The 15,671-nt window shown below is 57.4% G+C and carries 21 protein-coding genes; 14 read left to right on the top strand and 7 right to left on the bottom strand.

Annotation, left to right across the window (positions count from 1 at the left end):
- Positions 1 to 15: 15 nt before the first annotated feature.
- Positions 16 to 426 (bottom strand): VOC family protein, encoded by a 411-nt coding sequence (locus tag ACR0B0_RS00565; RefSeq protein WP_170347869.1) that lies wholly within the window; start codon positions 424 to 426, stop codon positions 16 to 18.
- 258 nt (positions 427 to 684) lie between these two features.
- Entirely contained in the window at positions 685 to 4,029 is a 3,345-nt protein-coding gene (gene carB / locus ACR0B0_RS00570; RefSeq protein ID WP_480646021.1) for a carbamoyl-phosphate synthase large subunit, read from the bottom strand.
- Positions 4,030 to 4,205: 176 nt separating this feature from the next.
- Here carB and ACR0B0_RS00575 point away from each other — a divergent pair, with 176 nt between their 5' ends.
- The 4 genes from ACR0B0_RS00575 (at position 4,206) to aspS (ending at position 8,457) form a co-directional block, all read left to right on the top strand.
- On the top strand, positions 4,206 to 5,333 hold the full coding sequence (locus tag ACR0B0_RS00575; RefSeq protein WP_480646023.1) for an aminodeoxychorismate synthase component I: 1,128 nt from the start codon (positions 4,206 to 4,208) through the stop codon (positions 5,331 to 5,333).
- On the top strand, positions 5,288 to 5,935 hold the full coding sequence (locus tag ACR0B0_RS00580; RefSeq protein WP_425081089.1) for an aminotransferase class IV family protein: 648 nt from the start codon (positions 5,288 to 5,290) through the stop codon (positions 5,933 to 5,935). Before ACR0B0_RS00575 ends, ACR0B0_RS00580 begins: the two co-directional genes overlap by 46 nt.
- Positions 5,932 to 6,603, top strand: coding sequence for a CPBP family intramembrane glutamic endopeptidase (locus tag ACR0B0_RS00585; RefSeq protein WP_480646026.1), 672 nt, complete (start codon positions 5,932 to 5,934; stop codon positions 6,601 to 6,603). The genes ACR0B0_RS00580 and ACR0B0_RS00585 overlap by 4 nt, the downstream gene beginning before the upstream one ends.
- A gap of 78 nt (positions 6,604 to 6,681) precedes the next feature.
- Complete coding sequence (gene aspS / locus ACR0B0_RS00590; protein WP_480646028.1) at positions 6,682 to 8,457, top strand: aspartate--tRNA ligase; 1,776 nt, start codon at positions 6,682 to 6,684, stop codon at positions 8,455 to 8,457.
- A 220-nt stretch (positions 8,458 to 8,677) separates the two neighbouring features.
- Here the strand turns inward: aspS and ACR0B0_RS00595 are convergent, their stop codons facing one another.
- Positions 8,678 to 9,394 (bottom strand): response regulator, encoded by a 717-nt coding sequence (locus ACR0B0_RS00595; RefSeq protein WP_170347875.1) that lies wholly within the window; start codon positions 9,392 to 9,394, stop codon positions 8,678 to 8,680.
- Positions 9,395 to 9,528: 134 nt separating this feature from the next.
- Here ACR0B0_RS00595 and mce point away from each other — a divergent pair, with 134 nt between their 5' ends.
- Together mce and ACR0B0_RS00605 are read left to right on the top strand one after the other, a co-directional pair.
- The gene (gene mce, locus ACR0B0_RS00600; protein ID WP_170347876.1) at positions 9,529 to 9,933 is read left to right on the top strand and encodes a methylmalonyl-CoA epimerase; all 405 of its coding nucleotides are present in this window, start codon (positions 9,529 to 9,531) and stop codon (positions 9,931 to 9,933) included.
- Between the two features lie 15 nt (positions 9,934 to 9,948).
- Entirely contained in the window at positions 9,949 to 10,224 is a 276-nt protein-coding gene (locus ACR0B0_RS00605) for a DUF1467 family protein (RefSeq protein WP_170347877.1), read from the top strand.
- Between the two features lie 3 nt (positions 10,225 to 10,227).
- Here ACR0B0_RS00605 and ACR0B0_RS00610 read toward each other — a convergent pair whose 3' ends face one another.
- Positions 10,228 to 10,923, bottom strand: coding sequence for an EI24 domain-containing protein (locus ACR0B0_RS00610; protein ID WP_170532977.1), 696 nt, complete (start codon positions 10,921 to 10,923; stop codon positions 10,228 to 10,230).
- Positions 10,923 to 11,501, bottom strand: coding sequence for a nitroreductase family protein (locus ACR0B0_RS00615; protein ID WP_480646030.1), 579 nt, complete (start codon positions 11,499 to 11,501; stop codon positions 10,923 to 10,925). Before ACR0B0_RS00615 ends, ACR0B0_RS00610 begins: the two co-directional genes overlap by 1 nt.
- A 138-nt stretch (positions 11,502 to 11,639) precedes the next feature.
- On the opposite strand from ACR0B0_RS00615, the gene ACR0B0_RS00620 reads away from it, so the two are divergent.
- On the top strand, positions 11,640 to 11,915 hold the full coding sequence (locus ACR0B0_RS00620) for a DUF167 domain-containing protein (RefSeq protein WP_170347879.1): 276 nt from the start codon (positions 11,640 to 11,642) through the stop codon (positions 11,913 to 11,915).
- On the opposite strand, the gene ACR0B0_RS00625 is transcribed toward ACR0B0_RS00620, so the two are convergent.
- Positions 11,903 to 12,151 (bottom strand): hypothetical protein, encoded by a 249-nt coding sequence (locus tag ACR0B0_RS00625; protein ID WP_170347880.1) that lies wholly within the window; start codon positions 12,149 to 12,151, stop codon positions 11,903 to 11,905. The genes ACR0B0_RS00620 and ACR0B0_RS00625 overlap by 13 nt on opposite strands.
- Positions 12,152 to 12,273: 122 nt before the next feature.
- Between ACR0B0_RS00625 and ACR0B0_RS00630 the strand changes: the two genes are divergently transcribed.
- From ACR0B0_RS00630 to ACR0B0_RS00645, 4 genes are all read left to right on the top strand, one after another.
- Positions 12,274 to 12,981, top strand: coding sequence for a M48 family metallopeptidase (locus ACR0B0_RS00630; RefSeq protein ID WP_170347881.1), 708 nt, complete (start codon positions 12,274 to 12,276; stop codon positions 12,979 to 12,981).
- Entirely contained in the window at positions 12,978 to 13,346 is a 369-nt protein-coding gene (locus tag ACR0B0_RS00635) for a YigZ family protein (RefSeq protein WP_480646032.1), read from the top strand. The genes ACR0B0_RS00630 and ACR0B0_RS00635 overlap by 4 nt, the downstream gene beginning before the upstream one ends.
- Before the next feature lie 69 nt (positions 13,347 to 13,415).
- Positions 13,416 to 13,667 carry a DUF6455 family protein gene (locus ACR0B0_RS00640; RefSeq protein ID WP_170347883.1) on the top strand — a complete coding sequence of 84 codons (252 nt, stop codon included), beginning with the start codon at positions 13,416 to 13,418 and terminating at the stop codon, positions 13,665 to 13,667.
- Between the two features lie 118 nt (positions 13,668 to 13,785).
- Positions 13,786 to 14,046, top strand: a complete 261-nt coding sequence (locus tag ACR0B0_RS00645) for a DUF6455 family protein (RefSeq protein ID WP_170347884.1) — start codon at positions 13,786 to 13,788, stop codon at positions 14,044 to 14,046.
- On the opposite strand, the gene ACR0B0_RS00650 is transcribed toward ACR0B0_RS00645, so the two are convergent.
- The gene (locus ACR0B0_RS00650; protein WP_170347885.1) at positions 14,047 to 14,289 is read right to left on the bottom strand and encodes a CDGSH iron-sulfur domain-containing protein; all 243 of its coding nucleotides are present in this window, start codon (positions 14,287 to 14,289) and stop codon (positions 14,047 to 14,049) included.
- A 229-nt stretch (positions 14,290 to 14,518) separates the two neighbouring features.
- Between ACR0B0_RS00650 and ACR0B0_RS00655 the strand changes: the two genes are divergently transcribed.
- From ACR0B0_RS00655 to ACR0B0_RS00665, 3 genes are all read left to right on the top strand, one after another.
- Complete coding sequence (locus ACR0B0_RS00655) at positions 14,519 to 14,707, top strand: hypothetical protein (protein ID WP_170347886.1); 189 nt, start codon at positions 14,519 to 14,521, stop codon at positions 14,705 to 14,707.
- Between the two features lie 132 nt (positions 14,708 to 14,839).
- The gene (locus tag ACR0B0_RS00660; protein ID WP_170347887.1) at positions 14,840 to 15,196 is read left to right on the top strand and encodes a diacylglycerol kinase; all 357 of its coding nucleotides are present in this window, start codon (positions 14,840 to 14,842) and stop codon (positions 15,194 to 15,196) included.
- A gap of 143 nt (positions 15,197 to 15,339) precedes the next feature.
- Positions 15,340 to 15,591 (top strand): hypothetical protein, encoded by a 252-nt coding sequence (locus ACR0B0_RS00665; protein ID WP_480646035.1) that lies wholly within the window; start codon positions 15,340 to 15,342, stop codon positions 15,589 to 15,591.
- Positions 15,592 to 15,671 lie beyond the last annotated feature (80 nt).

Below are 15,671 nucleotides of genomic sequence, written 5' to 3' on the forward strand. Positions count from 1 at the left end.
GTACCGGGCGGCGTTTCAGTCGCCCGGGTCCTTTTCCGGATCATAATGATAGTAAAAACAGGATAGCTTGTTTCCGTCCGGGTCGCGCAGATAGGCGACATAGAAATCAGGCGCGTAATAGTCCCGAATGCCCGGCGCACCTGCGTCCGTGCCCCCAAATTCCAGACCTGCCACGTGAAAACGCCGAACTTGCGCTGCGCTGCTGGCCGGAAAAGCAATCATCGTTCCATTGCCCACGCAGGCCGCCTCACCATCAAATGGCGTACAGACCCAAAACCCTGTCCCGGCATCGGGATGGTTTCCCCAGCCCGCGCGATCCTTTGACCAACCCGGAAGGCGCGGCTGATCCAGTACAGAAAAGATCGCGTCATAGAACCGGATGGCCCGGGACAAGTCATTGGTTCCGTATGTGGTGTAAAGGCGCATGGTTTCACCGGTTGTCAGAACAGCATCATGCTGCCCGCGACAACACAGGGAAAGCGAAAACGGCCCTGCGGTTCGCGTCAGATCAGTGGGATCAGCGGCACATCACACGCGGCAAGCGTCATCAAAGCGGCGAGAACCATAAACCTGCGCATTTTGTTTTCCTTCTGCTCGTTTGCAAAAAAGATGCGCGCCCGAAGACACGGGGTCAACGGGCGCGGTGTGTTTGGTTCAAAATGCGCGGGTTTCACCCCAGGGGAGTTAGCCCTGCAGCGACTTCACCTCAACATCGCCTTCGGCCTGTGCCTTGATCGCCAGCGCGGCAGCATGGCTGGCGGCCGCGGTGGTGAAATAGGGGATCTTGTCATAGAGCGCGATTGAACGGATGGACTTGCTGTCCTCGACCGCCTGTGCGCCTTCGGTGGTGTTCATCAACAATTGCACCTGACCGTCTTTTAGCATGTCAGCCACGTCAGGGCGGCCTTCATAGACCTTGTTGACCACATCACAGGCTACACCCTGTTCAGCCAGCCAGGACTGGGTGCCGCGTGTGGCCACCAGAGAAAAACCTTGCCCGGTCAGAACCTGCGCGGCCTCAAGCATCGCGGGGGTCTTGTCGGCATCCTTGATCGAGATAAACGCACGACCCGAGGACGGCAGTACCATACCAGCACCCATCTGTGCCTTTAGGAAAGCGCGGTGGAAGTCGCGGTCCCAGCCCATGACCTCACCGGTCGAGCGCATTTCCGGACCCAGAATGGTGTCGACGCCGGGGAAACGAGCAAAGGGCAGCACCGCCTCTTTCACCGAAAACCACGGCATGTCCGGATCAGCCAGTGTCATCTGGTCTGCGATCTTGGTGTCCTGACCGTCCTGATAAGGCGGGCGCTGCGGGAAGTTCGCCAGCTTCTCACCAGCCATGACACGCGCGGCAATCGATGCGATGGCACTGTCGGTCGCCTTTGCGACAAACGGTACGGTCCGTGAGGCGCGCGGGTTGACCTCGATCAGATAAATCTCGCCATCCTTGATGGCGAACTGCACATTCATCAGGCCGACGACATTCAGAGCTTTGGCTAGCTTGAACGCCTGATCCTTGATCTGAACCAGGATTTCTTTCGACAGCGAATAGGGCGGCAGCGAACAAGCCGAGTCACCCGAGTGAACGCCAGCCTCTTCGATATGCTGCATGATGCCAGCGACATGTACGGCCTCACCGTCGCAAATGGCATCCACATCCAGCTCAACCGCACCGGCCAAATAACTGTCCAGCAGAACCGGGCTGTCGCCCGAGACCACTACAGCCTCGTTGATATAGCGTTTCAGCTGCTCCATATCGCGCACGATTTCCATCGCGCGGCCACCTAGAACGTAAGAGGGGCGGATGACCAGTGGGAAGCCAATCTCGTCGGCAATCTCCAGCGCCTGTTCATCGGTCGAGGCGATGCCGTTCTTGGGCTGTTTCAGGCCCAGATCATTGACCAGCGCCTGAAAGCGTTCACGGTCTTCGGCAAGGTCAATCGCATCCGGCGTGGTGCCGAGGATCGGGATACCTTCAGCCTCAAGCGCATTGGCCAGTTTCAGCGGGGTTTGGCCGCCGAACTGAACGATCACACCGTGCAGCGTGCCGTTCTCCTGCTCTTTCGTCAGGATTTCCATGACGTGTTCAAAGGTCAGCGGTTCAAAATACAGCCGGTCCGAGGTGTCATAGTCGGTCGAGACCGTCTCGGGGTTGCAGTTGACCATGATGGTTTCAAATCCCGCTTCGGTTAGTGCGAAACAGGCGTGGCAGCAGCAATAATCGAACTCGATGCCCTGACCGATCCGGTTCGGGCCACCGCCAAGGATGACAACTTTTTTGCGGTCAGACGGGCGCGCTTCGCATTCGACCTCGCCCATCATGGGCGCTTCGTAGGTTGAATACATATAAGGCGTCTGTGCTTCGAACTCGGCGGCGCAGGTGTCGATACGCTTGAACACGGCGTTGACGCCCAGATTGCGGCGGGCGCGGCGGACGTTGTCCTCATCCCGGCCGGTCAGATTGCCCAGACGAGCATCGGTGAAGCCCAGCATTTTCAGCTTGCGGATGCCGTCTTCGGTCACCGGCAGGCCATCTTTGCGGACAACGCGCTCAGCCTCGATGATCTCGCGGATACGGGCCAGGAACCATGGGTCAAATTTGGTGACGCCAAAGATTTCGTCATCGGTCAGACCGTGACGCATGGCCTGCGCGATGGTGCGCAGACGGTCGGGGGTCTGTTTGCTGATCGCCTTGATGACGGCAGCTTTGTCGCTGGCTTCTTCCCAGACACCGACGTTAAGCCCGGGGATTTCGATCTCATCAAACCCGGTCAGGCCCGATTCCATCGAGGCCAGCGCCTTTTGCATCGATTCGTGGATCGTGCGGCCGATGGACATGGCCTCTCCCACCGATTTCATCGCAGTGGTCAGGTAGGGTTCGGACCCCGGGAATTTTTCGAAGGCAAATTTCGGGATCTTGGTGACTACATAGTCGATCGTAGGCTCGAACGAGGCCGGGGTGACCTTGGTGATGTCGTTATCCAACTCGTCCAGCGTGTAACCCACGGCAAGTTTTGCGGCGATCTTCGCAATCGGGAAACCGGTCGCCTTGGACGCCAGCGCCGAGGAGCGCGACACACGTGGGTTCATCTCGATCACAACCATGCGGCCATCATCGGGGTTGATCGCCCATTGTACGTTCGAACCGCCGGTTTCGACCCCGATCTCACGCAGAACGGCAATCGAACCGTTGCGCATGATCTGGTATTCCTTGTCGGTCAGCGTCAGGGCAGGGGCCACGGTGATCGAGTCGCCGGTATGCACGCCCATCGGATCGACGTTTTCGATGGAGCAGACGATGATGGCGTTGTCGGCGGTGTCGCGCACCACCTCCATCTCATACTCTTTCCAACCCAGCAGGCTTTCATCGACGAGGATCTGGTTGACGGGCGAGGCATCCATGCCCGAGCGGCAAAAATGGATATAATCCTCACGGTTATAGGCCACGCCGCCACCGGTGCCGCCCAGGGTAAAGGCAGGGCGGATAATGGCGGGCAGGCCGATTTCTTCCAGCTCATCCAGCGCCATCTGCACACCGGCATCCAGATCGGTGGAACCGTCTTCGCGCTTGGGTGCGGTCACGATGGTTGCCTTGGGGTTTTCCAGTCCCAGCCGGTCCATCGCCTCGCGGAACAGGGCGCGGTCTTCGGCCATTTCGATGGCGTCGCGTTTGGCGCCGATCATCTCGACCCCGAACTTTTCCAGCACGCCCATCTCTTCCAGCGCCAGCGAGGTGTTCAGCCCGGTCTGTCCACCCATTGTGGGCAGCAAGGCGTCGGGGCGTTCTTTCTCGATGATCTTGGCGACAACCTCGGGGGTGATCGGTTCGATATAGGTGGCGTCAGCCAGCCCCGGGTCGGTCATGATGGTGGCCGGGTTTGAGTTCACCAGGATGACCCGGTATCCTTCTTCGCGCAGCGCCTTACAGGCCTGTGCGCCGGAATAGTCAAATTCGCAGGCCTGACCGATGACGATGGGCCCCGCTCCGATGATCATGATCGACTGGATGTCGGTTCTTCTGGGCATGGCCTGGTTCCTTCGGTTAACTGCGAGTCAGGGCGCCCCCATGCGCCCAAATTGTCCTGCGTTATAGGGACCGCGCGAAAAGGTTCAAGGGGTATCGGAAACGGTGACGAAATTGCCGCTTTCCCCTCTTTCCCTTGCCGTCGTATTCTCTATACCGCGCAGCACGACAAATGAGGATGCAATTGCGTATTCGTTTCGATCAGGGGCCAGCCGGACCCGGAACAAGTTTCGATCGGCCAGCCAGTGTGATCCGTGCGGACAAGCCGGACGACGTGCCCCAGGCCCTGGTGGCGCTGGATGAGGCGCGCGCCGGCGGTGCGTGGCTTGCCGGTTATGCCAGTTATGAGCTGGGCTATGTGCTTGAGCCGCGCTTGGCTGACCGACTGCCCGCGGATCGCCGTCTGCCTTTGCTGTGCTTTGGCGTTTATGAGGCCCCAGTGCAACGCGATCTTCCCTCGGCAGCTGGTGGCGTCACCGGATTTGAGCCCCGCTGGGATGAGGCACGGTATACGCGCGCCTTTCAACAGGTTCATGACGCCATCGGGGCCGGGGATATCTATCAGGCCAACCTGACCTTTCCTATCGACCTGACCATCCAGGGCGACAGCGCCGCGTTCTATGCTTCTCTGGCTTCCGGGCAAGCGGTGGGTCACGGCGCGCTGGTACAGCAGGACGGCTTGCCTGATTTGCTGAGCCGCTCGCCCGAGTTGTTCTTTCGTACCGATGCGGATCGAGGGATTGAAACCCGCCCGATGAAAGGCACGCAACCTCGCAGCGATGATATGGCCGAGGACGCGCGACGCCGGGCCTTTCTGTCGATTGACGAAAAGAATCGGGCCGAAAACCTGATGATCGTCGATCTTCTACGAAATGACCTTAGCCGTGTTGCGCTGCCCGGATCGGTCAAAGTGCCCGAGCTGTTCAAAGTCGAAACCTATGCGACTGTGCATCAGATGGTGTCGTTGGTGCAGGCGCATCTGCATTTGGGGGCCGAGCTGTCCGATATCCTGATGGCGCTGTTCCCCTGTGGTTCAATCACCGGTGCGCCCAAGATCCGTGCGATGGAGATTTTGGCCGATTTGGAGCCTTGGCCTCGCGACATCTATTGCGGCGCCATAGGCTGGGCGGCCCCGGACGGCCGGTCCGAGTTCAACGTAGCGATCCGCACGCTAATGGTTGAGGATGGCAGAGCCACTCTGAACGTGGGCGGTGGCCTGGTCTGGGACAGCACAGCCCCGTCGGAATACGAGGAAGCGTTATGGAAAGCCCGCTTTGCCCACCAGCTGATCCTGACTTCCGCATAATCGAAACGCTGGCCTTTCGGCCAGAACAGGGGTTCGTGCGACGTGATCGGCATTTGGCTCGGATGGCCCGATCCGCCCAAGCCTTTGGGATTTCCTTTGACGCGGACCGCGCCATTGATCTGTTGAACGGCGTGGGTGGCTCATCACCGCTTAGGTGTCGACTGACGCTGACCGCAGGTGGTCAGCTGGATATAACGACCGGAGCATTGGCCGATAATCCGACGATCTGGCGGTGCGCCATTGCCGAACCGCGCCTGACCGCGTCTGACATCTGGTTGCAGCACAAAACAACACAACGTTCCATATACGACACCACTCGAGCGACTTTGCCTCAAGGCATAGACGAGGTCCTGTTTCTGAACGAACGCGACGAGCTGTGCGAAGGCACCATCACCAATCTGTTTCTGCATATGCCGGATGGCCGTCGCCTAACGCCTGCGTTGTCCAGCGGCGTTCTACCCGGCATTCTGCGCGAAGAATTGCTGAGTAATAAAGAGGTTACCGAAGCCGCCCTGACCTTGACCGACCTGAAAAACGCAGAAAAACTCTATATGGGGAATTCGTTGCGTGGTCTGATCCGGGCGGAGTTGGCAATACAGTGAGTAAACAAACCGATTGGGCGGACAGCGGGGTGCCGTATCTGCGATTACGGCTGGAATTTGGATTGTTTTTCATTGCCGCGCCGGTGTTGATCGCGGTGTTCTTTCCACCCGACTGGATGTTCCCCTCATTGTTCACCTTCACGGCCATCGGGATTGTGTTGCTGCATTTTACGCCCGACTTTGCCTGGGCTGAACTGCGGTACAACTGGCGCAACTGGTCCTGGCGCGAGGTTGCTTTGTTTACCTTAGCCATGACGATCATTTGCGCCGTGGTTGTGATGGCAATGCGACCCGAGGCGGCGTTTTTCCTACTGCGAAATCGACCCGAATTCCTTCTGGTGATTTGGATTGGTTACCCTTTGCTGTCGGCCCTGCCGCAAGAGCTTTTGTTCCGGTCCCTGTTCTTCCGCCGCTATCACGAAATCTTGCCAAACGGACGCGCGGCCTATCTGCTGAACGCTGCGCTGTTTTCACTGGCACATCTGATGTATTGGAGCTGGATCGTCGCCGTTATGACCTTTGCCGGAGGGTTGCTGTTCACCTGGGCCTATCGCAAACGCGGATCGTTTTTCTACGCGGTCTTATTGCACGCGATCGCGGGAAATATCATCTTTGCCGCCGGTCTGGGTATCTATTTCTACTCGGGCAACGTGCAAAGGCCGTTTTGACAGCGCGACCTGCCTTGACTTTCCATGCCTGACAGGGTGTATCGGCGCGACGAATTCTGCGCCCGAAGGGATATTTTCATGCATGCCTATCGCAGCCACACCTGCGCCGCTCTGACCGCCGCCAATGTCGGTGAAACCGTCCGCCTGTCCGGTTGGGTGCATCGTGTCCGAGATCACGGTGGCGTGCTGTTCATCGACCTGCGCGATCATTTCGGAGTGACACAGGTTCTGTGTGACGGTGACAGCGCCGCCTTTGCCGAGCTGGAAAAGGTTCGGTCCGAATGGTGTATCCGCATCGACGGCACTGTCAAAGCGCGCGACGCTGAGCTGGTAAACCCGAAACTGCCCACCGGCGAGATCGAAGTTTACGTGCGCGAATTGGAAGTGCTGGGCGCCGCTGATGAGCTGCCGTTGATGGTGTTCGGCGATCAGGAATACCCCGAAGAAACCCGCCTGCGCTATCGTTATCTGGACCTGCGCCGCGAGGCGATGCAGCAGAACATGACGCTGCGCTCGGACGTTGTGGCGTCCATGCGCCGTCGCATGTGGGATCAGGGGTTCCGCGAATATCAGACGCCGATCATCACTGCGTCGTCGCCGGAAGGCGCGCGTGACTTCTTGGTGCCTTCGCGTCTGCATCCGGGCAAGTTCTATGCGTTGCCGCAGGCGCCGCAGCAGTTCAAGCAGCTGATCATGGTGTCGGGCTTTGACAAATACTTCCAGATCGCGCCGTGTTTCCGCGATGAAGACCCACGTGCCGACCGCTCACCCACCGATTTCTATCAGCTTGACCTTGAGATGTCGTTTGTTGAACAGCAGGACGTGTTCGACACGATCCAGCCCGTTCTGACCGGTGTGTTCGAGGAATTCGGCGGTGGTCGCAAGGTTGATCAGGAGTGGCCGCAAATCTCCTACAAGGACGCGGCACTTTGGTATGGCAGCGACAAGCCGGACCTGCGCAATCCTATTAAAATGCAAGTGGTCTCCGACCACTTCCGCGATTCTGGCTTCGCGATATTCGCGAAGCTTTTGGAGCAGGAAGGCACCGAAATCCGCGCCATTCCTGCGCCGACGGGTGGCAGCCGCAAGTTCTGTGACCGCATGAATGCTTTTGTCCAGAAAGAGGGTCTGCCCGGAATGGGCTATATCTTCTGGCGCGATCAGGGCGAAGGCATGGAGGCCGCAGGTCCGTTGGCCAAGAACATCGGCCCCGAGCGGACCGAGGCAATCCGTCAACAGCTGGGTCTGGGTGTTGGTGACGCCGCGTTCTTCCTGGGCGGCAAGCCGAAGGCCTTTGAAAAGGTGGCGGGTAAGGCGCGCGATGTGATCGGTGAGGAGTTGGGTCTGACCGAGAAAGACCGCTTTGCCTTTGCCTGGATCGTAGATTTCCCGATCTACGAACAGGACGAAGAAACCGGCACCATCGACTTTGAACACAACCCATTCTCGATGCCGCAAGGTGGTATGGCGGCGCTGCAGGGTAATCCTCTGGACGTGCGTGGATATCAGTACGATCTGGCGTGCAACGGGTATGAGCTGGTCTCGGGCGCGATCCGGAACCACAAGCCTGAGATCATGCTGAAAGCCTTTGAACTGGCAGGCTATGGCGAGGATGAGGTGAAAAGCCGCTTTGGTGCGCTGTTCAACGCCTTCCACTATGGCGCTCCGCCGCACGGTGGTTGTGCTGCGGGGATCGACCGGATCGTGATGCTATTGGCTGATGAGGCCAACATCCGCGAAGTCATGATGTTCCCGATGAACCAGCGCGCCGAAGACCTGATGATGGACGCGCCATCCGATCCGACCTCGGATCAGTTGATGGAATTGGGATTGCGGATCATCCCACAGGATTGATCAATCACCCGCCGCAGCCCCTGCGGCGGGTTTTTCCTTTGGATCAGGTGCCACAAGCCTGTGGTTAATATTCTGCGGTAACTGCTGTGTTGCTTCAGTGTCGGTCAACGGACAGTATTTTGATCCGCGTGCAACACGGATGTTCCGGGCTGTTGCACGGGTCTGAGAATAGGCCCAGATCGTCAGGATCGTGGATGTCAGAAAATACGCCGTTATCAATTCAGATCGCCTCGCGCTGTTCCAGTCGCGCCTGAACGATGCCGGCGACCTTTGCGGCCAGCGCCGTAACTGGTCCTCCGCCTGCGCGCGTTTCGGCCAGTTTCTGCGCGGCATCCGCCAGAACCGTATCCTCGGCATCCCGGGCAACGCCGATCAGGAATTGGGCCGCATAATCCAAAGTGCGATGATCGTTCGGCCCGGCCAGTACATCTGCGATATGGGCCATGTCGTCTTGATAGGCCATCGGGTCCGGGTGGATAACCTCATCCCGAATGGCGCGCAGATTGTTGGGTCGACGATCCTGGGGCAGGTTTTTCAGAATGAACTGCTGAAAATGAGAAAGTGATTTCAGGGGTTTGTTCAAAAACCCATCGGCACCTGCTTGCAACGCAGCCTCCTGACCGTGATCGTCACCGGACATGCCCAGAATGGCGCCGATACGTGGGGTTGCTTCGGCCAATTCGGCAATCAGGTCGGCACCGGACCCATCTGGCAAGCCGATATCCACCAGAATGACAGAAGGGCGATAGATCTGCAGGTGGCGCCAGGCCGAGGTCAGGCAATCCGCTCGCCGGATACGCGCACCGCTATGCAGGCACATCAGCCGGATCGCGTCACAGGCAAAGCGGCTGTCTTCGACAACCAGAATGGTTTGACCCAGCAGAGGCCGCGTGGCCGTCGGCTGCGCGGGTGAGGCGAAGGGGCTCGAATCGTCCATGGCAGAACTCCTAATCAGCAGATGCCCTAAGCTAGGAACTTCTGGCTAACACAGGGTTAACGGCAATTTGGCGCACTTGTTCTTTGGCCAAACTGCCCCCATAACCGCGGCAACGCAGAACACAGGAGAGTTCAATGATTGGTCGTCTGAACCACGTCGCCATTGCCGTACCCGATCTTGAGGCCGCGTCCGCGCAATATAGCAATGCACTGGGCGCCAAGGTCGGCGCGCCGCAGGATGAGCCCGATCATGGCGTTACCGTTGTGTTCATCGAACTGCCCAACACCAAGATCGAATTGCTGTACCCGCTGGGTGAAAACAGCCCGATCAACGGCTTTCTGGAAAAGAACCCGGCAGGCGGCATCCACCATGTTTGCTATGAGGTCGAAGACATCATCGCTGCCCGTGATCACTTAAAGGAAACCGGTGCCCGCGTTCTGGGATCGGGCGAGCCGAAGATCGGCGCGCATGGCAAGCCAGTACTGTTCTTGCACCCCAAGGACTTTAACGGCTGTCTGGTCGAACTAGAACAGGTTTAATCAAGCGAGGCTGTCATGACGATCACTGCTGCATTGGTATTGTTTGCCGTCATCTGGTTCATGACGCTGTTGGTTGTGTTGCCCATCCGTATCAAAACGCAAGGCGATCTGGGTGATATCGTTCCGGGCACCCATGCGGGCGCGCCGGAAGTGCATCACATGAAAAAAAAGATGTGGATCACCACCGGGATTTCGGTGGTGCTCTGGGCTGTTATTGCCGGGATTATCATCTCTGGTGTGATCTCGGTGCGCGATTTCGACTGGCTGAACCAACTGGAACCGCGGAACTGAGCGTCAGGTCGAGAGACCTGACAGCTTGTGATAGATATGGGTGAAAGTGGCAACCCCGAGGATTGGGATCACCAGATTCACTAGCGGCACCGAGAGGGGAATGGCCATCAAGGTGCCGGCCAGCCAAATGGTGGCGGAGTGTTTGGCGCGCAGCTTGCGTGCGCCGTCCCGCCCGATCCTTCGCATCGCGGCCAGCGTGAAATACTCCCGACCCAGCAGAAACCCGTTCATTGCCCAGAAAATAAACGGCGCCAGTGGTGGGAACATCGCATAGAGGATCAGCGCCAGCAGGTTGGCCACAACCAGCACGCCCATGAAGCTAACCGCATCCCTTAACCCTTCGTTGAACGGGATGCCTGGAACGGCGGGCAGGGTGGGATAGTGTTTATCCTCGACTGCCTGCGCGACCTCTTCCAGAAACAAAGACGTAATCGCCGAGGCGACTGGCATCATCAGAAACACCGGCAGTATCAACACCACAAAAATGCCGGAGTAGTTCAGTACATCGTTCAGCCACGGCACGGCGCCAATCCAAGGCAGTGAAATCTCATCTCCGGACAGCCTGTTGATCAGCCAGATTGCACCAGCGCAGGCAGCGATCAACAGCGCGACCGTCAGACCTATGCCACGCAGTATGACTGCGCGGAACTTGGGGTCTCCGATCTGACCAAGCGCTGCGAAAAACGCGTTGAGGATCATCATTCCTCGACCCATTCGGTCAGCGCTGCCACATCCGGGCGAGGGCGTTCTGGCGGGGCCGTTCCTTCAGTAGCAATGTGGATCAGGCCAACGATGCGCTCGTTGTCTTGCAAGCCAAAGGCTTGACGGCAGAATTCGGGATCATGGGTTTGCCAGCCGGACAACCAGTTCGCCCCCCAACCCGCTGCAAGCGCCGCGTTCAGTAAGGCCAGACAGACAGCACCAGCCGAATAGGTCTGTTCAATCGCCGGTATTTTTTTGGATGGTTTCTGCACCTCGACCACGGCAACGGCCAGATGGCCCATGTCAAACTGGCTTTGCGCTTTTGTGATGTCCTCGGGCGTCTTGCCCAGGGCAACGCCCCGCTCTTGCGTCAACCCGGACAGGCGCGGCATTGCGCCTTTCTCAAGCACGATAAAGCGCCACGGCTCCAGCTTGCCGTGATCGGGGCTGCGGGCGGCGGCGGTCAAAAGCGGCAACAGCTCATCCCGCGTCGGGGCCGGAGCAATCAGCGTTTTGGCAGGGCGAGACCGGCGCGATTGCAGAAATTCCAGGGCAGCGGGGTTTTTCAAGGACATATGTTAACTTCCTTTACATGAGCAGTCTGTATCTGGTTGAGTATCTGGCGCGTTTCAAGTGCAATCAGCTGGATAGGCCGGATCATTTTCATTCCCCGGTGCCCCATGCAAGGGTATTTACAGGCAAGAGGTGAAAAGATGGCCAGGCCAAAACTGCGCGACATACCCGACCTAAGCGCCCATGCCGTCCCTGGCACGGCGGTTCCGGTTCGGGTCACGCCGAAAGCCGCAAAGGACAGCATTACGATGGACAAGGGCGTAATCCGCATTACGGTCACTGTGCCGCCCGAAAACGGCAAAGCCAACGAAGCTGTGCGCCGGATACTGGCCACGGCCATGCAGGTGGCCCCTTCGACGCTGACCCTAAAACAAGGGCAGACTGCGCGGGACAAGCTGTTTGTCTATGCGCCTTGACTGGGTCTTTCGTGGATTTGATACACCCCTTCCGGCAAATCCAGCGCAGCGGCCAGATCGCGGACCTGCTCGGGCGACAAGGTTATTTTCTGGATCTTGTCTGTGCGTGGGTCCAGCTGCTCAAGCGTCACACATTCGGCGAAGCTGTTGATGACGACATCCTCTTGCAAAGGTTTGGGGCCTTCGTCCACCAGAGTAATGACTGTCGAGTCGAATTCATGCTCAATCGAAAACATATAGGCAGAGTGCAGGGAGCAAGGCGGCAATGCAACCCGTTCCCGTGCAATCCGAAGGTGGCAGTCCCCCAGGTGTCGCGCTATGGTTTTTCAAACGGGATCACCGTTTCAAAGGAATATGAATGCGCCGTCTGATCTATTTGCTGTTTCCTCTGTTGTTGACGGCCTGCAGTGCCGGTGTCCTGCGCGTGCAACCGGCAAATGAATGGTCGCTGGATTCGAGTGATTTTCAGGTCGACGCCGCCGCGTTTCGGAAAATCAGCCGTCAGGTCGGCGACGAAGCCCGCGCCGAATGTCTGCGCCAGGCCAAGGTCAAAAATTGCGATTTCACGATATTGGTCGACCTGAACCCGCGCGCACCGGCAAATGCCTTTCAGACTCTGGATGATGACAATCAGCCGGTAATCATATTCACGCGTTCGATGATCCAATCTGCGAAGAATCCTGATGAACTGGCGTTTGTCATGGGGCACGAGGCAGCGCATCATGTTTTGGGACACATCGCCCGGCAGTCGAAAAACGCCCAGGAAAGTGCCGCGATCTTCAGCGAATTGGGTAAGCTGCATGGCGAGGAAGGCAAAGACCTTGAACGCACGCAGAAATTGGGGGCCGAATTGGGTGTGCAGGTGAACGTGAAAGCGTTCGAGCTTGAGGCGGACCAACTGGGCACGATCATCACCCATAACGCGGGATACAACCCTTTAATTGGCGCCAAATATTTTGATCGCCTTCCCGATCCGGGGGATCAGTTTCTGGGAACGCACCCCCCAAATACCGACCGAGTTCAGATCGTTCTTGAAACCGCAAGACAATTGGGTTTGACGCAATGACCGCTTTGACACGGCTGGGCGTGATCCTGACGGACCGGGGGTCGAAATACGCGGTAACAGGCGCAGCCGTTGGCACGCGGGCCGATGTTAATGCAGTCTTGCAGGAGCTCAAGTCAGACAAGGCTTATGCCAAAGCCACGCACAACACCTGGGCGGCCATTTTGCCGACCGGGGCGTTGAAGGCCGATGACGGGGAAAGCGGTGCGGGCATGGTGATTCTAAGGATGCTTGAACGGGCCGGGCTGGACAGTCATGTGGTCATCGTCACCCGCTGGTACGGCGGAAAAAAGCTGGGTGGGGATCGATTTAGGCGCGTGCAGGACGCGACCCGAGCCTATCTGGATCATATCGGCGTCGGGCCTTGATGTGAGTCAAAGGCCCAAGCACCGGGTTGAGATATCCTGCTGCGGACAGATGGCAGGAAAGGACCTCTCATGCCCGATCAAGAAGTCTTGAAATTCCATGCAGGTCTTGTGGATCAGATGGCTACGAAACTTGGTGTGGATCTGCAGGAATCCGCGATTGAAGGTGATGTTTCGATCGATCAGCTTTCCGATGCTGTTCTGAGGTGTACGGGCTGTGCAAATCCCAATCATTGCCAGAGCTTCCTACAGCAGCCCGCGCAGGCGGGCCAAACGCCGGAATACTGCCGCAATCAGGAAATGCTCCGAAAACTGCAGCCTTAACGACAGGAAGGTTTCATGCCGCATTAGAGTGGTCACCGGACGCGATAGGTGACCTACAGACTAGCAGAAACCAACACCGGTTTGCTGTGTTGAAAACATGATCAAAGCAGGAAAACTGATGGCGCGAAATTCTTTGGGGGATGTCGAAAAACACTTTTGGCTAACCCGTTCGGTGGCGCGATGTATGAAAATCTCGTTGACCGAAGCCATGGCAGAGAAACGGCTGACACCGGATCGCTATGCCGAACTGGTAACACGCTGCCGGGCATCGCAGTGCAGTAACCAATGTGCCATCTGGTTGTCTGAACAACAATCCGAGGCCCACACCGCACCCGAATTCTGTGCCAACGCTGATCTGTTGAACGCGTTGAAGACCTGATTACAGTTTGGAATGCGACCCGTCACACAGCGGAGGATTCCCGCTGTGTTTGCAGCCACAGAAAAAGACTTTTTTGCTGCTGTCTGCCGTGTACTTTACCGGTTCGAACCCGGTGTCTTTGTGCGATCCATCGCAAAACGGCTGCCGCTTGGATCGGCCGCATGCACACCAGAAATAGCTTTTCCCTTCGATCACCTCGACCGGGAAGGGACCTTTTTGCGCGATGGTGGGGCTGTCAGACATGTGGCTACTCCGTCTTTTGCTGATGTCAGTCTACCAGTGTAGAGCGATACGCGAAAATCGGTAGCCTATGCTCATAAATCCGCTGTTTCTGAGGGGGTTACCGGCGTTGTTTCGCCTTTCTTCACGATCGCGTGATCGAATTCGTTGCAAATATGCCATTCAAGTCGTATTGTGAGACCGGCCCCGGATTCTTGGGCAATATCAGGAAATTAATAGAGGAATGACGGACATGAAACTCAAATTTGCTGCCGTTGGTGCATTTGCCCTTGTTTTGGCTGCTTGCTCGCAGCAGGAAGAACCGGCGCCGGTTTATATCACGCCTGAGTACGACAAATTCGGCACACCTAGCTGCCCGGCAGGAACTGAGCTGGCCACGACAGAAGCAGGCCAGACCGTCTGTAATCCGGTCGCACAATAACTATTCCGCGGGTGGCCCGTTTTTAAGGCTGCCCGCACATTCTCGACAAAAAAACCGCCCTCGGGGCGGTTTTTTCTTGCCCTCCATAAATCAATGCGGCTTCAGTTCCGTACACCGAAAAGTTGAAGGCTGATGAGAAACCTTCTTACACATCTCAAGGATCGAACGCGTTGGAGCTGGCAAGGGCTGGTCGCGACCTGGCGTGAAGAGTATTCGTTCCGCGCCTGGGTTTGGGCAAATCTGGTCTCGGCTGCTTTGGCCGTTTGGTTGCCGTTCGGTGAAGGGGTGCGCGCCCTGATCCTGATATTTGGCCTGCTTGTTTTGGTGGCCGAGCTGTTCAATACCGCGATTGAGCGCGCTGTCGATCACACCTCGACCGATCACAATAAACTGGCGGGGCAGGCCAAGGACGCCGCCAGTGCTGCTGTTGCGTTAACGGCTTTGGCGGCGGGATTGGCTTGGGTCATCGGGCTTCTAAGCCTGTTTTGAAGCCATCAATACCTCCGCCGTTTTATACCATAGCGATATCTTCGGTTTTGAATTCCGTAACTCCGTGGAAGGTAATAAGGCGAGGCATGTTTGTTGCTGAACGCTTGCCTTGACCGGTGGTGTCGTTTGACCGGTTTGACGTAATGAACCTTGGGTTTGTTCTTGTGGTGGTACACTTTCGGCTTGGTTTGATGTTTGTGTTTGCTGGACCGATGATAGACTTTAGGTTCGCCATAGTATCGCTGCACATGGTGTTTGCTGCGCAGGTGCAGGCTCAGCGGTTCGGACCCTATAATTATGAAACCGCCCGCGCGGACGTTGTCCGCAACAGCGGGAACGGCATAAAGCTGGGCAGCAAGGATAACCGTTATGCATTTCAGGCCAAAGGGGCGTAGGCAGGACATTGGAACTTCCTTCCTATAAGGCGGTATGTCCCGTCATAATCCACGAGTCTGGCGCAAAACACCAATAAACT

This window comes from Ruegeria sp. BA12 (assembly GCF_056539625.1).

Excerpts from the sequence above, each read along its gene's own strand:
- ACR0B0_RS00565 (WP_170347869.1), bottom strand. The coding sequence starts at position 426 with ATGCGCCTTTACACCACATACGGAACCAATGACTTGTCCCGGGCCATC.
- carB (WP_480646021.1), bottom strand. The coding sequence starts at position 4,029 with ATGCCCAGAAGAACCGACATCCAGTCGATCATGATCATCGGAGCGGGG.
- ACR0B0_RS00575 (WP_480646023.1), top strand. The coding sequence starts at position 4,206 with ATGCAATTGCGTATTCGTTTCGATCAGGGGCCAGCCGGACCCGGAACA.
- ACR0B0_RS00580 (WP_425081089.1), top strand. The coding sequence starts at position 5,288 with ATGGAAAGCCCGCTTTGCCCACCAGCTGATCCTGACTTCCGCATAATC.
- aspS (WP_480646028.1), top strand. The coding sequence starts at position 6,682 with ATGCATGCCTATCGCAGCCACACCTGCGCCGCTCTGACCGCCGCCAAT.
- ACR0B0_RS00595 (WP_170347875.1), bottom strand. The coding sequence starts at position 9,394 with ATGGACGATTCGAGCCCCTTCGCCTCACCCGCGCAGCCGACGGCCACG.
- mce (WP_170347876.1), top strand. The coding sequence starts at position 9,529 with ATGATTGGTCGTCTGAACCACGTCGCCATTGCCGTACCCGATCTTGAG.
- ACR0B0_RS00605 (WP_170347877.1), top strand. The coding sequence starts at position 9,949 with ATGACGATCACTGCTGCATTGGTATTGTTTGCCGTCATCTGGTTCATG.
- ACR0B0_RS00610 (WP_170532977.1), bottom strand. The coding sequence starts at position 10,923 with ATGATCCTCAACGCGTTTTTCGCAGCGCTTGGTCAGATCGGAGACCCC.
- ACR0B0_RS00615 (WP_480646030.1), bottom strand. The coding sequence starts at position 11,501 with ATGTCCTTGAAAAACCCCGCTGCCCTGGAATTTCTGCAATCGCGCCGG.
- ACR0B0_RS00620 (WP_170347879.1), top strand. The coding sequence starts at position 11,640 with ATGGCCAGGCCAAAACTGCGCGACATACCCGACCTAAGCGCCCATGCC.
- ACR0B0_RS00625 (WP_170347880.1), bottom strand. The coding sequence starts at position 12,151 with ATGTTTTCGATTGAGCATGAATTCGACTCGACAGTCATTACTCTGGTG.
- ACR0B0_RS00630 (WP_170347881.1), top strand. The coding sequence starts at position 12,274 with ATGCGCCGTCTGATCTATTTGCTGTTTCCTCTGTTGTTGACGGCCTGC.
- ACR0B0_RS00635 (WP_480646032.1), top strand. The coding sequence starts at position 12,978 with ATGACCGCTTTGACACGGCTGGGCGTGATCCTGACGGACCGGGGGTCG.
- ACR0B0_RS00640 (WP_170347883.1), top strand. The coding sequence starts at position 13,416 with ATGCCCGATCAAGAAGTCTTGAAATTCCATGCAGGTCTTGTGGATCAG.
- ACR0B0_RS00645 (WP_170347884.1), top strand. The coding sequence starts at position 13,786 with ATGGCGCGAAATTCTTTGGGGGATGTCGAAAAACACTTTTGGCTAACC.
- ACR0B0_RS00650 (WP_170347885.1), bottom strand. The coding sequence starts at position 14,289 with ATGTCTGACAGCCCCACCATCGCGCAAAAAGGTCCCTTCCCGGTCGAG.
- ACR0B0_RS00655 (WP_170347886.1), top strand. The coding sequence starts at position 14,519 with ATGAAACTCAAATTTGCTGCCGTTGGTGCATTTGCCCTTGTTTTGGCT.
- ACR0B0_RS00660 (WP_170347887.1), top strand. The coding sequence starts at position 14,840 with ATGAGAAACCTTCTTACACATCTCAAGGATCGAACGCGTTGGAGCTGG.
- ACR0B0_RS00665 (WP_480646035.1), top strand. The coding sequence starts at position 15,340 with ATGAACCTTGGGTTTGTTCTTGTGGTGGTACACTTTCGGCTTGGTTTG.